Raw genomic sequence first — 13,616 nt, forward strand, 5'->3', positions numbered from 1 at the left:
ATCGTCCCAATATTCACATGCGGCTTCGTACGCTCAAAAACACCCTTAGCCATGATCAATGCTCCTTAGAAAGTACTAGTATCCTGACGAATCACTTCTTGAGAAGCTCTTCTTGCACGCCACGAGGCACCGCCTCGTAGTGGTCGAAGAACATGGAGAACGTCGCGCGGCCCTGAGTGAGGCTGCGGAGGTCGGTGGCGTAGCCGAACATCTCGGCTAGGGGCACGTTCGCGCTTACCACCTGCGCGTTGCCGCGGGGGACCATGCCCTGGATCTGACCGCGGCGCGAGTTCAGGCTGCCGATGACGTCGCCCATGTACTGGTCGGGCGTGGTGGCCTCCACGCGCATGATCGGCTCGAGCACCTGGGCCCCGCCCTTGCTCATCGCCTCGCGCACCGCCATCGAGGCGGCGATCTTGAACGACATCTCGGACGAGTCGACCTCGTGGTAGGAGCCGTCGTACAGCGCGACCTTCATGTCGACGATGGGGAAGCCGAGGAGCGGGCCCGACTGCATGGCCTCCTCCACGCCCTTCTGCACGGCGGGGATGAAGTCCTTGGGCACGGTGCCGCCCACGACGATGTTCTCGAACACGTTGCCGGAGCCGCGCGGGAGGGGTTCGGCCTTGATCTTGACGTGACCGTACTGACCCCGGCCGCCCGACTGGCGCACGAACTTGCCTTCCACGTCGACCGGCTTGGAGATGGTCTCGCGGTAGGCGACCTGGGGCGCGCCCACGTTGGCGTTCACGTGGAACTCGCGCTTGAGGCGGTCCACGATGATCTCGAGGTGCAGCTCGCCCATGCCCGAGATCTTGGTCTGGCCCGTCTCGGGGTCGGTCTCGACGCGGAAGGTGGGGTCCTCCTCCGTCAGCTTGATGAGGCCGTTGGAGAGCTTGTCCTGGTCCGCCTTGGAGGCGGGCTCGATGGCCACCGTGATGACCGGCTCGGGCACCTCGATCGACTCGAGGATGATGGGGTGATCCACGTCGGCGAGGCTGTCGCCGGTGCCGGTGTCCTTGAGGCCCACCACGGCCCCCAGCGAGCCGGCGTCGATCGACTCGACCTCCTCGCGCGAGTTGGCGTGCATCTTGAGCAGGCGGCCGATGCGCTCGCGCCGGCCCTTGCTGACGTTGTAGATGTAGCTGCCCGACTTGAGCGAGCCCGAGTAGACGCGCACGAACACCAAGCGGCCCACGTACGGGTCGGTGGCGATCTTGAAGGCGAGCGCCGCGGTCGGGGCGTCGATGTCGGCGGGGCGCGAGTCGGGTTCGCCGCTGTCTGGGTTCACGCCCGGCACGGGCGGGATGTCGAGCGGCGACGGCAGGTACGCGGCGACCGCGTCGAGCAGGCGCTGCACGCCCTTGTTCTTGAGGGCCGAGCCGCAGCACACGGGGAAGAAGTCGAGCGCGATGGTGCCCTTACGGATGGCGGCGCGGAGGAGGTCGTTGGGGACGTCCTCGCCCTCGAGGTAGAGCATGGCGACGTCGTCGTTGAACTCGGCGACGCGTTCGACCATGAGCTCGCGCTTCTCGCGCGCGAGAGCCGCGAGCTCGGCCGGGATCTCCTCTATCTCGATCTTCTGGCCGAGGTCGTCGTGGTAGTAGACGGCCTTCATCTCGATCAGGTCGAGCATGCCCTCGAAGGTGTCTTCCGCGCCGATGGGCCACTGCAGCGGCACCGCCACGGCGCCCAGCCGGTCCTGCATGGACGAGAGCACCAGGTCGAAGGAGGCGCCCGTCTTGTCCATCTTGTTGGCGAAGGCGATGCGCGGCACGTGGTACTTGTCGGCCTGGCGCCACACGGTCTCGCTCTGCGGCTCCACGCCCTGGCTGGCGTCGAAGACGGCGACGGCGCCGTCGAGCACGCGCATGCTGCGCTCGACCTCCATCGTGAAGTCGACGTGGCCCGGCGTGTCGATGACGTTGATGCGGGTGTCGTGCCAGAACGCCTGCGTGACGGCGGAGGTGATGGTGATGCCGCGCTCGCGTTCCTGCGCCATCCAGTCCATCTGGGCGGCACCCTCGTGGGTCTCGCCCACCTTGTGGATGCGGCCGGTGAAGAAGAGGATGCGTTCCGTGAGCGTCGTCTTGCCGGCGTCGATGTGAGCAGCGATGCCGATGTTGCGCGTCTTGTGAAGGTCCGTGATCGTAGTGGTCATATCTGCTCTGTCTTAGTAGCTCCGCACATGCCGGCGGCCGCCCTGCGGCCGGTCCGGCGCGCCAGGTTCACCAGCGGTAGTGGGCGTAGGCGCGGTTCGCCTCGGCCATCCGCTCGACGTCCTCCTTCTTCTTGACGGCGCCACCGCGACCGGCGGCGGCGTCGAGGAGTTCGCCGGCGACCCGTTCGACGGCGGTGCGTTCCGGGCGGGCGTCGCAGGCGGCCACGAGCCAGCGCAGGCTCAGCGACTGCGAGCGGCGCGGCGCGACCTCGACCGGCACCTGGTAGGTGGAGCCGCCGACGCGGCGGCTACGCACCTCGATGCGGGGCCGGATGTTGTCGAGCGCCTGGCGGAAGACCTTGAGGGGCTCCTGGCCGGTGCGCTCCTGGATGAGGCGGCACGCGCCGTAGAAGATGCGGCTGGCCGTGTTCTTCTTGCCGTCGCGCATCAGCTTGTTGACCAGGGCGGTGACAGTGGTGTCGGAGTAGATCAGGTCGGGCTGGAGCGGGCGGATCTCTGCGCGTCTTCTGCGTCCCATGGCTTACTTCTTCCCCGCCTTCGGCTTCTTGGTGCCGTACTTGCTGCGGCTCTTGTTGCGCTGCACGTACCGGCCGACGCCGACGCCCTGGGCGTCGAGTGTGCCGCGCACGATGTGGTAACGGACGCCCGGCAGGTCCTTGACTCGGCCGCCGCGGATGAGGACGACGGAGTGCTCCTGCAGGTTGTGCTTCTCGCCGGGGATGTAGGCCGTGACCTCCTGGCCGCCGGAGAGGCGCACCCTGGCGATCTTACGGAGCGCCGAGTTGGGCTTCTTGGGCGTCTGGGTCTTGACGGCGGTGCACACGCCACGGCGTTGCGGCGACCCCTTGAGTGCCGGGGTCTTGCTCTTCTTCTCGATCTTCCTGCGCCCCTTGCGGAGCAGCTGGTTCACGGTCGGCATTGATCACTCCCTCGTGTGGGTCTCGCACCCTTCCGGGCGCGGCTAGAAGGCCTCGAACTCGGTTAGCCTGACGTCGTTCGCGGCCTTCGCGGCAGCACACGACAAACTGGCCCTGGACCCACCGCTGCGGGCCGAGGGCGGACAAACCTAGGCAGTATATGCCCCCGAGCAGCCCGTTGGCAAGCGGCGTTACGGCGCGTCTTGAGCGCCCGGGGCCACGAGGGCCGCGCGCGCGGTCACGACCCTGCGCTCCGCCTCCGGGGCGGTGGCAGCGAGCGCCGTGAGGTGCCCCATCTTGCGGCCGGCGCGCGCCTCGCGCTTGCCGTAGAGGTGAAGCGCGACGGCCGGTTCGGCCAGGGCGCGGTCCCAGCGCGGCTCGCCGCGAGCCCAGGCGTCCCCTAGCAGGTTCGCCATGGCCGCCGGGCTGAACGCGGTGGGGTCGCCGAGCGGCATGCCGCACACGGCGCGCCACTGCTGCTCGAACTGGCTGGTCACGCACGCCTCGATGGTCAGGTGCCCCGAGTTGTGCGGCCGCGGGGCGATCTCGTTGACCAGCAAGTCGCCCCCGGTCGTCACGAAGAACTCGACGCAGGCGACCCCCACGAAGTCGAGCAGGCGCATCACCTCTTCGGTCGCCTCCGCCGCCTCGCGCCGCAGTCGCTCCCACGGCAGGTCCCGCGCCGGCGTGCCACCCGAGGGGCCCCCGAACAGGGTGACGTCGAGCACGCCGTTCACGTGCCGGTTGACGAACGGGTCGAACAGCACCACCTGGCCGTCGAGCGCCCGCGCTCCCACCACCGAGAGCTCGGCGGCGAGCTCCACCCGCGCCTCGACCACGACCGGCCCCGCCCCGAGCAGCCGGAGCAGCCCCGGGAGGTCGGCGGGCCCGGCGAGCGCCACCTGGCCCTTCCCGTCGTAGCCGTAGCCCGCCGTCTTGGCGATGAGCGGGTAGTCCGGCTCGCCGAGGTCCGCCAGCTCCGCCGGGCCCGCCAAGGTGGTGAAGGCGGCGTGGGGGAAGCCGTTGGCGCGGAGGAACTCCTTCTCCCGCCTGCGGTCCTGGCAGGTGCTCAGGGCCAGGGCGCCCGGCCTGACCGGGGCGAGCCGCGCCGCAGCCTCCAACGCGCCGACGGCCACGTTCTCGAACTCGAGCGTGACCACGTCGACGCGTGCGGCGAACGCCGCGACGGCGCCCTCGTCCGCGTAGTCGGCCACGACAACGTCGTCGGCGACCTGCGCCGCCGGCGAGTGCGCCGCGTCGGTGAGCACGTGGAACCGGTAGCCGGCGCGTCGGGCCGCCAGGCCGAGCATGCGGCCGAGCTGCCCGCCGCCGAGCACCCCGATCGTGGCCCCGGGCCGGAACGCCCTCTCCACTTTCGCCTCAGACCTCGGGGGCGAAGTGCGGGCTCGGCAACGAGCTCGCTGCGGCGCTCGCCGTCTGCTCCGCCCTCAGCGCCTCAAGCCGCCCCCGCAGCTCCGGCCGCGTGAGCGCCAGCACGGCGACGGCGAGCAGGGCGGCGTTGACCGCCCCGGCGGGACCGATCGCCAGCGTGCCCACCGGCACGCCGCGCGGCATCTGAACGATGGAGAGGAGCGAGTCGAGGCCGCGGAGCGCCCCACCCTGCACGGGCACTCCGAAGACGGGCAGCTCCGTGTTGGCGGCGATCATGCCCGGCAGGTGGGCGGCGCCGCCCGCGCCGGCGACGATCACCTGCAGCCCCCGCCCGGCGGCACCCTTGGCGAACGCGGCGAGCCTGTCCGGGGTCCGGTGGGCCGACACCACCTGGCAGACGTGGGCCACCCCAAGCCTCTCGAGCGTCTCGGAGGCGTGGCGCATGGTCTCCCAGTCGCTCGTCGACCCCATGACGACGGCCACGAGGGGCGCCGAGGGCGTGACGTCGGTGGGCACGGCCCGCGTCACCCGACGTCCTCACGCGCACGCCTCGAGCCGCCCGCCAGGACCGGGCCTGTGGCGTCGACCACCGACGCGGCCGGCTCCCGCGCGCTGGCTCGCTGCAGGCGGTCGCGCACCGCCAGCCAGGCCGGGAGGTCGGGCACGCGTTCGACGAGGATCTCGCGCGGCCGCTCGGCGTCGAGCCGCCGCAGCGCCGCGTAGAGCTCGGCGCCGTAGCCGCGGGCATCGGCCGGGAGCTGCTCCCAGACGCCACCGAACCCGGGCGGCGGCGGTCGCAGCGCGAGCACAGCCACCCGCACTGGTGCCTCCGGGCCGTTACCCCCCAACAAGGCCGCGTCCGTGCCCAGCTCCGCAGACCCCACGAGCCTGACCGGGGCCGACGGAGCGTAATGGCTGGGCAAGCCCCCCGGCGCGCGTGGGGCGGCCGGCTCGGCTCCCGCCGGGAGCACGCGCACACCCAACACCGCCTCGACCTCTTCCAAGTTCACCCCGCCGGGCCTCAGCAGACGCGGCGCGGCGCCGCTCAGGTCGAGGATCGTCGATTCCAACCCGACGATGCTCGGCCCGCCGTCCAGCACGAGCAGGTCGGCGTCCGGGAACTCGGCAGCCACGTGCTGCGCGGTCGTGGGGCTGACGCGCCCGAAGCGGTTGGCGCTCGGCGCGGCCAACGCCCCCCCGAACGCCTCGAGCAGCTGCCGCGCTACCGGGTGACTGGGCACCCTCAGCGCGACCGTCGCCTGACCACCCGTGACGGCGCCGGGCACCCAGGCGGCGCGCCCGAGCACGACGGTGAGCGGGCCCGGCCAGAACACCTCGCCGAGGCGGGCCAGGGCCGCGGGCGGGTGGTCCGCCCAGTCGGGCACCTCGTCCACGGACGCCAGGTGAACGATGAGGGGGTGGTCGCGCGGCCGCCGCTTCAGCTCGAACACGCGCGCCACCGCGCGCTCGTCTCGCGCGTCGGCAGCGAGGCCGTAGACGGTCTCGGTGGGCATGGCCACGAGCCGGCCGGTCGCGAGGCGCTCGGCGGCCCTGGCGATGTTCGCGGCGGTGGGCCCTAGGATCTCCACTCGCGTGAGCATAACCGCCGGTTCGGCACGGCGGGCGTCAGGCGTCAGCTGCGTGCTCGGCAACCACGTCGGCTATCACCCGGAGAGACTCGTCCAGGGCGCCCCGCTCCACCGCCGGGCGCGAGGCCGTGATGGCCGCCTTCCATAAGGCCCAGCCCCGGGCACGCCGCCAGGTGTCGTCGTCCAAGGCAAGCTCTTGCCTGAAGGCGCGCCGGCTCGCGCCTGAGAAGATCGTCCAGGCCGCCACGAGGTCGCACGCGGGGTCGCCCACGGCGATGAGCCCGAAGTCGAGCACCGCGCTCAGCCGACCCCCCTCCGTCAGCAGGTTCCCCGCTGCGACGTCGCCGTGCACCCAGACCGGCCGGCGACCCCAAGCGGAGCTGCGCGCGCGGGACCAGACGGCCTGGGCCGTCGCCAGGTCTATCCTGCCGGCCAACGCGACAAGCGCGGCCCTCGCCTCGGCGTCGTAGGCAGCGAGGTCGCCGCCGCGGTGGAAGTTCGCCGTTCCGGGAGTGGGGCCGTCCGTGGCATCGATCCGCTGCAGGGCGACCAAGAAGCGCGCGAGCGAGATGGCGAACGAGGTCGCGTCGCTGATGTGTGCCGTCATCGCCGTCTCGCCGTTCAGCCAACCTCGCACGGACCACGGCCACGGGTAGCCGGCTCCGGGGGCACCCCGCGCGACAGGCGTGGGCACCGGGAGCGGCAGCTCGGAAGCAAGCACGGGGAGCCACCGAAGCTCCCTCGCGACCTGCGGGGCGTATGCAGCGGCGCTGGGCAACCGGACGGACAGATCGGGGCCCAGACGGAAGGTGTGGTTGTCCGTGCCCCCGGGGAGGACCGGCACGACCTCGAGCTCGGCCCAGCCCGGGAACTGTTCGGCGATCAACATCTTGACCAGCCCGGTGTTCATCTCCACCACGTCGGCGGCACCTCCCGAGGTCCCGGACCGACCGGCCGCCGACCGCACCGTCAGAGCGGCGCGAACAGCGCGATCCGCAGCGCGTTCACGTTCGTGCCCGTGGGGCCGGTGGTGACCAGGCCGCCGACTCGGCCGAGCAGCGTGTGCGAGTCGTGGCGCCTCAGGTAGTCGGCCACCTGCACCTGGTCGAGGCGGCTCGCCTGAGCTGGTGCGAGTAGCGCACCGGCAGCGTTGGAGGCGCCGTCGATGCCGTCGGTGTCGACGGCGAGGAGCCACATGGGTGGCCCGCCGGCCATGGCTGCCGCGAACGCCAGCGCCCACTCTCCGTTGGGTCCGCCCGACGTCGGGGCCGCCGCGCCCGGCCGCTCGTCGCCGTACACGAGCTGTGCCCCGCCGCGGGCGACCGTGGTCTCCCCGCCGTACACGAACGCGACGGGGCCACTAGGCCTGGCCCCAGCCAGCCGCGCCCGGACCTCGCGGGCCTGGCGCAGGGCGACCTCGGTCGAGTCGCCCGTGACGGTGGCCTCCTCGAGCAGGACGGTCACACCAGCCTCCTCGAGGTGGCGCGCGGCGGCGCGCACGGCCGCGGCGCCGTAGGCGACGAGCTCGTAGGTCGCGTGCGCCAGGCGCGGGTCGCCCGGCTTGGGCGTCTCGGGGCGCTCCCCGGCCACGCCGGCCGCGAGCGCCCGCCGCGCGGCCGCCGCTTGGGGAGCGTGCTCGTCCACTATGGCGAGCGCCTCGCCGAAGGTGCTCGGGTCGGCGACGGTCGGGCCGGAGGCGATGATGCCGGGGTCGTCTCCGACGACGTCCGACACGGCGAGCGTGACGACCGGCGCCCGCGACCGCGCCGCCAACCAGCCCCCCTTCACGCCGGAGAGGTGCTTGCGGACCACGTTCAGCGCGTGGATGTCCACGCCGGCGGCAAGGAGCTCCGCCGTGACGGCGGCCTTGTCGACGAGATCGACGCCGCTTGGCGCGCACAGCAGCGCCGACCCGCCACCCGAGATCAGGCAGAGCACCAGGTCGTCGGGTCCGGCCCCGTCGACCAGCTCGAGCACGCGGCGCGTGGCCGCCACCCCGGCGGCGTCGGGGACCGGGTGTGCCGCCTCCAGCACCTCGATGCCCGCCACGACCTCCGCCTGGCCGCGACGCGTGACGACGGCGCCGCCGAACCCCCCCGTGCCGCCGTAGCTGGCGGCGGCCGCCCGCGCCATGGGCACGGCGGCCTTGCCGGCGCCCACCACGACCACGCGGCCCCTCGGCGGGGCGGGCAGTTGGGCGGCGGTCGCGGCGTACGGGTCGGCCGCCGCGAGGGCCGCGGCGAGAGCGCCGCGCAGTAGTGCGTCTTGACCCATGCTCATGGTGGCTACAATAGCCTCATGCTCGGGATGTTCAGGCGCCAGGACCCGCGCTTCCGCGAGGACCCCAACGCGCTCCACTGTCAGGTGCGCACCGCCCGGAACGGCGAGGTCATCAAGGTGCGCCTGTCCAAGACCAGCGAGATGAGCCTCCAGGGGAACGCGTACTTCGTGCGTAAGTCCCTGGTGGGGCCCAAGACCCTCGACAACGCCACCCTCGAGGTGACCACCACGCGGAGCCACAAGGTGACGCTCGCCACCGTCGACGGCGGCGAGCTCCTGAGCGTCCGCGACTGGGAGTGAGCGGCGTCGACGAGGGCGGCCCGGCCGCGCCGGGGGTCGGCGCCAGCCGCTCCGCGATGACCGCGCCCGCGCCGCACCCGGAGGTGAGGCCCGCCCCCGTCCTCGAGCTCTGCTACGCCTACTACCACCTGCTCAAGCCGGTGCGGCAGCGTCGGCCGCTGCCGTGGCACCGCCAGCTGCTCGAGCGACCGCCCGGTTGGCTCGCGACCGCCAAGGAGCAGGGCGGCGCCTCCGTGGGCTACGAGGCGCTGCTGCTCGCCTGCGCCTTCGGCTACGACGCCGACCCGGGGCCGGAACGGTTCCTCGCGGACCTGCCGGCCCTGCCAGCCAGGCTCGTGGCGGAGTTCGACGCCGTGTTCGACCACACCGAGCGGCGTGACGACGACGACCCGAACGGGGGGCCGCGCGACAGGTTGCGGCGCGCTTTCGAGGCGCTGGACCCGGTCCGCGCCCAGGCCGTGGCCGCCAACCTAGCCGAGCTGTGGGCGCAGCTCGCGCCGCTCTGGGAGGAGAGCGGCAGGCAGCTCGTCGCGACCGCCAGCCGGCGGTTCCTGGACGAGCTCGGCGCCTCCGACGACGTGGCTAGCTACCTCCCGGCCCATCACTTCGTGAACCTCGAGGACAGCGCCGCCGACATCCGCCACCACCGGGGCCGCGGACCGACGCTGGTGGTGCCCCTCTACTTCGCCGCGCGCGGCGGCTTCAAGTTCGTGCTGCGCGGCCGGCTCTGCCTGGGCTACGGCGTGCGCTCCGAGGACCTCTACGAGGAGCAGAAGGAGGACGTGGCGGACCTCGCCAACCGCCTGAAGGCGTTCTCCGACCCAACGCGGCTACTGCTCATGTTCCAGGTGGCGCGCCTCGCCCGCTTCCCGCTCACGGTCGGCGACCTGGCGCGGCAGCTCAACGTCAGCCAGCCCACCGCCAGCGGCCACCTGCGCCTGTTGCGCGACCTCGGGCTGGTCCACGTCGTCAGGCGCGGCAACCGTTCCTACTACCGGCTTGACCGCGAGGCCACGCGGGCCATCATCGCGGAGTTGGAGCAGCTGCTCATCCCGCAGCAGTGAGCGGCGCCGCGGCGAGCGTCACTGGGCGCTGGCGAGGTCGGGCCTGAGGCTCTTGGCCTCGCGCAGGTAGACGTGCCTGACCTCGCCCTGCGCCATGCTCGTGTGCACGAGGATCATGACGCGCACGCAGCGCGGCAGCCTGTCCGGCACGGGGATCTCCTGGAAGCAGAGGAGCGGCACGGTCGTCATGCCGAGCTCGCGGGCGCCCTCCGCCGGGAAGGTCGAGGTGAGGTCGGGGGTGGTGGTGAAGAAGGCCGAGGAGATGACGCCGAAGTCGGTGATGCCGTTCTGAGCGAGCATCTCGCTGACCAGCTCGCGCGTGGCGGCCAGGATGAGCTCGGGCTCGTCGGCCGTTACGGTGGTGGCGCCGCGGATGCCTCGCACCCAGTTCTCGAGAGCCATGGCGGGGAGTGTACCAGGCTGCCCCGGCGTGACGGCAGCCTGACGGCGCGCCCGGCATACCGTTGGGCATGCCCCGACAACCTGCGGCGCCGGCCTGGTTCGACCTCACCGACGATCAACGGGCCATCCTGGGTCCATTGCGCGATTTCCTGACCGCCGAGGTCGCCCCCGGCGCCGTCGCCCGCGACGAGGCGGGTCGGTTCCCGCACGACATCGTGAAGAGCCTCGGCCGACTGGGCGTGTTCGGGCTGCAGGTCCCCGAGCGGTACGGCGGCGCCGGCCTCGGCACGGCCACGGCCGCCCTGATCGTGGAGGAGATCGCGGCCGTCGACGGCTCCCTCGCCCTCACCGTCGCTTCTCACAACTCGCTCTGCGTCGGTCACCTGTTGACGGCCGGCACGGACGCGCAGAAGCGCGAGTGGCTGCCCCCGCTGGCCACTGCGGAGAGGCTGGGGGCGTGGGCGTTGACCGAGCCGGGCGCCGGTTCGGACGCGGCCGCCCTCGCCACGCGCGCCGAGCGCGTGGCCGACGGCTTCGCGCTGACCGGCAGCAAGCAGTTCATCACGCAGGGGACGGTGGCCGGCACCTACGTCGTGATGGCGCGCACGGCCGCGCCGGCGCAAGGCGGCAGCCGCTCGAGCGGCATCAGCGCGTTCGTGATGGACGGCGCCACCCCGGGCCTCGTGCGCGGCCGGCCGGAGAAGAAGCTCGGCCTGCACAGCTCGGACACCACCCCCCTCACGTTCGAGGGGGCGCGCGTGCCCGCGGGGGCGCTGCTGGGCGAGGAAGGGGGCGCGTTCGAGGACGTGGCGCGCGTGCTGTCGGGTGGCCGCATCGGCATCGGCGCCATGGGCATCGGCCTGGGGCGCGCCGCGCTGGAGCGCGCCGCCTCCTACGCCGGCGAGCGGCACCAGTTCGGTCGCGCCCTCGCCAAGCACCAGGCCGTCGCCTTCAAGCTCGCCGAGATGGCCACCGAGCTCGAGGCCGCGCGCCTGCTGGTCCTGAAGGCCGCCGCGCTCCGCGACGCGGGCCGCGACCACACCATGGCCGCCGCCATGGCCAAGCTGAAGGGGAGCGTGGCGGGCGTCGCCGCCTGTGACGCCGCCATCCAGATCCTGGGCGGCTACGGCTACCTGCGCGACTTCGAGGTCGAAAGGTACTGGCGCGACGCGCGCCTGACCCGCATAGGAGAGGGCACGGACGAGATCCAGCACCTCATCATCGCGCGGGAGTACCTGCGCGGGCAGGCCTGAGCGGCAGCTCGGCCACGCCAGGCGGCAGCGCCGCCAGCGCCGCCTCGAGCACCTCCACCCCGGCGCCGGGCAGGTGCGACCGCTCCGTGAGAACGCGCCGCCAGGCCCTGCCGCCCGGCAGGCCCCTGAAAAGGCTGAGCATGTGGCGGGTCACGGCGGCCAAGGGCGCGCCTGCCGCCAACCGGTCGGCCGTGTAGGGGAGCATCGCCGCGACCACCTCGCGCCGCGTCGTCGCCAGCATCGACGCCACGCCACTGCCCGGCGCGGGAGCGGCGGGCGCCCGCGCGACGCCGCTCGGGCCGGCCGGGCCGCCGCGCCACGCGCCGATGAGCTCGTCGGCCCCGACCAGCACGAACGGATCGTCGTACACGGCGCGCCCAAGCATCACCCCATCGACGCGGTCGAGCTGCTCCGCCACCTCCTCGAGGTCGGCGACGCCGCCGTTCAGTTCGACGACGAGCTCGGGCCTCGCCGCCTTGAGGCGGTGCACGGCGTCGTGACGCAGCGGCGGCACCGTCCGGTTCTCCTTCGGGCTCAGGCCGGAGAGCCACGCCTTGCGGGCGTGCACCGTGAAGGCGTCCGCGCCCGCCGCGGCCACCGCGTCGACGAAGGCGAGCAGCTCCTCGAAAGAGTCCATGTCGTCGACGCCCAGGCGGTGCTTGACGGTCACCGGCACCGTGACGGCGGCACGCATGGCGGCGACGGCGGCCGCCACGCGCGGCGGGTCCTTCATGAGGCAGGCGCCGAAGTTGCCGCGGCTCACCCTGTCGGAAGGGCAGCCGACGTTCAGGTTCACCTCGGCGTAACCGCGCGCCTCGCCCATGACCGCCGCGCGTGCCAACAGGTCGGGGTCATCGCCCGCCAGTTGGAGCGCCAACGGGCGCTCCGCCTCGTGGTGGCCGAGGAGCCGCTCGCTGTCGCCGTGCAGCACGGCGGCCGCCGTGATCATCTCGCTATAGAGGAGCGTGTCCCGCGTGACCTGGCGCAGCAGGTAGCGGAAGTGGCGGTCCGTGAGGTCGAGCATGGGCGCCACCGACAACGGCCGGCGCGCCGCGCGCCGCGACGCGTTCAGGCGCCGCCCCGGGCGTCGGCCGGCGGAGCCACCTTGCGCGGCTTCCGGAAGACGATCTTCTCCCACTCGCCCTCCTCCACCACCTCGAGGTCGGCGTTCGCGCGCCGGAAGTATTCCACCACCTCCTGCACCAGGTCGTCCGGCGTGGAGGCCGCCGAGCTGACGCCGACGGACGTCGCGCCCGCGAACCACTGGGGCCTTATGTCGGCCGCCGACTCGATCCTGTGCGCTCTGCCCGTCAGCTCCTCGGCGAGTTCCAACAGACGCATGCCGTTCGAGCTGGCGGCGCTGGTGACGACGAGGAACACGTCGGCCCGGGAGGCTATCGCCCGCACGGCGTCCTGGCGGTTCTTCGTCGCGAAGCATAGGTCGTCGGACGGCGGCACGACCAGGCGCGGGAAGCGCCGCTTGAGGAGCTCGACCGTGCGCATGGTGTCGTCGACCGAGAGGGTCGTCTGCGTGAGGACGACGACCTTGTCGGGGTCCGCCACCTCCACCGTGCGCGGGTCCGCGAGGCCCGGATCGGCCTTGCGGTTGCCGAGCACGGCCACCACCGTCGTCTGGTCCGGCGCCTCGCCGAGCGTGCCGATGACCTCCTGATGCTTCGTCGAGTCGCCGACGAGGAGGATGTGATAGCCCTGAGCGGCGTACTTCTTGGCCTCGTTATGCACCTTGGTGACGAGCGGGCAGGTGGCGTCGATGGTGGTCAGGCCCAGCTGCGCGGCGCGCATGCGCACCACGGGGCTGACCCCGTGCGCGCTGAACACGACGGTCGAACCGATCGTCCTGCCGGCGTCGGCCGCGGCGCGCCGCGCCCCCTCCAGGTCGTCGAGGCGCTCGACGAACGTCACGCCGTGGTCGTCCTCGAGGCGCTCCACGACGGTGCGGTTGTGGACGATGTCGTGGTAGACAGCGACGTCGCCCTCTCCGGCCGCGCGCGCCTCGGAAGCGGCCTCCTTGACGGCGTCGATCGCCATGACCACGCCGGCGCAGAAGCCGCGCGGCTTGGCGAGGTAGAGACGTGCGATGTTCACGGCGGCATTCTACCGGGGCTCGCCGCCGCGCCCGGTCGCTCCCGAACCGTCGTCGAGCGGGGCCGCCGGCGCTGACCCCGGCGCCGGCCACGCGTGGGCGGCGCGGACGCGCGCTGCGGACGCGCGCTGCG

The 13,616-nt window shown here is 72.7% G+C and carries 14 protein-coding genes; 3 read left to right on the forward strand and 11 right to left on the reverse strand.

Annotated elements, in window-relative coordinates; all coding sequences use genetic code 11:
* Nucleotides 1-91 precede the first annotated feature (91 nt).
* The 8 genes from fusA to H3C53_04345 all read right to left on the reverse strand — a co-directional run bounded on the left by fusA (nucleotide 92) and on the right by H3C53_04345 (nucleotide 8,360).
* Nucleotides 92-2,161: an elongation factor G gene (gene fusA / locus H3C53_04310; protein ID MBW7915898.1), complete on the reverse strand. Its 2,070-nt coding sequence runs from the start codon at nucleotides 2,159-2,161 to the stop codon at nucleotides 92-94.
* A gap of 67 nt (nucleotides 2,162-2,228) precedes the next feature.
* Entirely contained in the window at nucleotides 2,229-2,699 is a 471-nt protein-coding gene (rpsG, locus tag H3C53_04315; protein ID MBW7915899.1) for a 30S ribosomal protein S7, read from the reverse strand.
* Nucleotides 2,700-2,702: 3 nt separating this feature from the next.
* Nucleotides 2,703-3,101 carry a 30S ribosomal protein S12 gene (locus H3C53_04320; protein ID MBW7915900.1) on the reverse strand — a complete coding sequence of 133 codons (399 nt, stop codon included), beginning with the start codon at nucleotides 3,099-3,101 and terminating at the stop codon, nucleotides 2,703-2,705.
* Nucleotides 3,102-3,290: 189 nt separating this feature from the next.
* Entirely contained in the window at nucleotides 3,291-4,472 is a 1,182-nt protein-coding gene (locus H3C53_04325) for a 5-(carboxyamino)imidazole ribonucleotide synthase (protein ID MBW7915901.1), read from the reverse strand.
* A 7-nt stretch (nucleotides 4,473-4,479) separates the two neighbouring features.
* Nucleotides 4,480-4,962 (reverse strand): 5-(carboxyamino)imidazole ribonucleotide mutase, encoded by a 483-nt coding sequence (gene purE / locus H3C53_04330; GenBank protein ID MBW7915902.1) that lies wholly within the window; start codon nucleotides 4,960-4,962, stop codon nucleotides 4,480-4,482.
* A 53-nt stretch (nucleotides 4,963-5,015) separates the two neighbouring features.
* Nucleotides 5,016-6,092 carry a threonylcarbamoyl-AMP synthase gene (locus H3C53_04335; protein ID MBW7915903.1) on the reverse strand — a complete coding sequence of 359 codons (1,077 nt, stop codon included), beginning with the start codon at nucleotides 6,090-6,092 and terminating at the stop codon, nucleotides 5,016-5,018.
* A 25-nt stretch (nucleotides 6,093-6,117) separates the two neighbouring features.
* Nucleotides 6,118-6,990, reverse strand: coding sequence for an aminoglycoside phosphotransferase family protein (locus H3C53_04340; GenBank protein MBW7915904.1), 873 nt, complete (start codon nucleotides 6,988-6,990; stop codon nucleotides 6,118-6,120).
* Between the two features lie 59 nt (nucleotides 6,991-7,049).
* Nucleotides 7,050-8,360, reverse strand: coding sequence for a DUF4147 domain-containing protein (locus tag H3C53_04345; protein MBW7915905.1), 1,311 nt, complete (start codon nucleotides 8,358-8,360; stop codon nucleotides 7,050-7,052).
* 27 nt (nucleotides 8,361-8,387) lie between these two features.
* On the opposite strand from H3C53_04345, the gene H3C53_04350 reads away from it, so the two are divergent.
* Both H3C53_04350 and H3C53_04355 read left to right on the forward strand, forming a co-directional pair.
* The gene (locus tag H3C53_04350) at nucleotides 8,388-8,660 is read left to right on the forward strand and encodes a hypothetical protein (protein ID MBW7915906.1); all 273 of its coding nucleotides are present in this window, start codon (nucleotides 8,388-8,390) and stop codon (nucleotides 8,658-8,660) included.
* A 56-nt stretch (nucleotides 8,661-8,716) separates the two neighbouring features.
* On the forward strand, nucleotides 8,717-9,724 hold the full coding sequence (locus H3C53_04355) for a winged helix-turn-helix transcriptional regulator (GenBank protein MBW7915907.1): 1,008 nt from the start codon (nucleotides 8,717-8,719) through the stop codon (nucleotides 9,722-9,724).
* An 18-nt stretch (nucleotides 9,725-9,742) separates the two neighbouring features.
* On the opposite strand, the gene aroH is transcribed toward H3C53_04355, so the two are convergent.
* A complete protein-coding gene (gene aroH, locus H3C53_04360; protein MBW7915908.1) occupies nucleotides 9,743-10,126 on the reverse strand; it encodes a chorismate mutase in 384 nt (127 codons plus the stop codon).
* A gap of 68 nt (nucleotides 10,127-10,194) precedes the next feature.
* On the opposite strand from aroH, the gene H3C53_04365 reads away from it, so the two are divergent.
* Nucleotides 10,195-11,379, forward strand: coding sequence for an acyl-CoA dehydrogenase family protein (locus H3C53_04365; protein ID MBW7915909.1), 1,185 nt, complete (start codon nucleotides 10,195-10,197; stop codon nucleotides 11,377-11,379).
* Here the strand turns inward: H3C53_04365 and dusA are convergent.
* Nucleotides 11,345-12,403 (reverse strand): tRNA dihydrouridine(20/20a) synthase DusA, encoded by a 1,059-nt coding sequence (dusA, locus tag H3C53_04370; GenBank protein MBW7915910.1) that lies wholly within the window; start codon nucleotides 12,401-12,403, stop codon nucleotides 11,345-11,347. The two genes, H3C53_04365 and dusA, sit on opposite strands and share 35 nt — an antisense overlap.
* Nucleotides 12,404-12,447: 44 nt before the next feature.
* Entirely contained in the window at nucleotides 12,448-13,485 is a 1,038-nt protein-coding gene (ispH, locus tag H3C53_04375) for a 4-hydroxy-3-methylbut-2-enyl diphosphate reductase (protein ID MBW7915911.1), read from the reverse strand.
* Nucleotides 13,486-13,616 lie beyond the last annotated feature (131 nt).

This window comes from Trueperaceae bacterium (genome assembly GCA_019454765.1).
GTDB lineage: Bacteria > Deinococcota > Deinococci > Deinococcales > Trueperaceae > JAAYYF01.

What these genes read in the sequence shown, in the direction of transcription:
- H3C53_04355 (MBW7915907.1), top strand. Translation starts at nt 8,717, where the DNA reads ATGACCGCGCCCGCGCCGCACCCGGAGGTGAGGCCCGCCCCCGTCCTC.
- H3C53_04335 (MBW7915903.1), bottom strand. Translation starts at nt 6,092, where the DNA reads ATGCTCACGCGAGTGGAGATCCTAGGGCCCACCGCCGCGAACATCGCC.
- H3C53_04365 (MBW7915909.1), top strand. Translation starts at nt 10,195, where the DNA reads ATGCCCCGACAACCTGCGGCGCCGGCCTGGTTCGACCTCACCGACGAT.
- H3C53_04340 (MBW7915904.1), bottom strand. Translation starts at nt 6,990, where the DNA reads ATGAACACCGGGCTGGTCAAGATGTTGATCGCCGAACAGTTCCCGGGC.
- H3C53_04320 (MBW7915900.1), bottom strand. Translation starts at nt 3,101, where the DNA reads ATGCCGACCGTGAACCAGCTGCTCCGCAAGGGGCGCAGGAAGATCGAG.
- fusA (MBW7915898.1), bottom strand. Translation starts at nt 2,161, where the DNA reads ATGACCACTACGATCACGGACCTTCACAAGACGCGCAACATCGGCATC.
- rpsG (MBW7915899.1), bottom strand. Translation starts at nt 2,699, where the DNA reads ATGGGACGCAGAAGACGCGCAGAGATCCGCCCGCTCCAGCCCGACCTG.
- H3C53_04350 (MBW7915906.1), top strand. Translation starts at nt 8,388, where the DNA reads ATGTTCAGGCGCCAGGACCCGCGCTTCCGCGAGGACCCCAACGCGCTC.
- aroH (MBW7915908.1), bottom strand. Translation starts at nt 10,126, where the DNA reads ATGGCTCTCGAGAACTGGGTGCGAGGCATCCGCGGCGCCACCACCGTA.
- H3C53_04345 (MBW7915905.1), bottom strand. Translation starts at nt 8,360, where the DNA reads ATGAGCATGGGTCAAGACGCACTACTGCGCGGCGCTCTCGCCGCGGCC.
- dusA (MBW7915910.1), bottom strand. Translation starts at nt 12,403, where the DNA reads ATGCTCGACCTCACGGACCGCCACTTCCGCTACCTGCTGCGCCAGGTC.
- purE (MBW7915902.1), bottom strand. Translation starts at nt 4,962, where the DNA reads ATGGGGTCGACGAGCGACTGGGAGACCATGCGCCACGCCTCCGAGACG.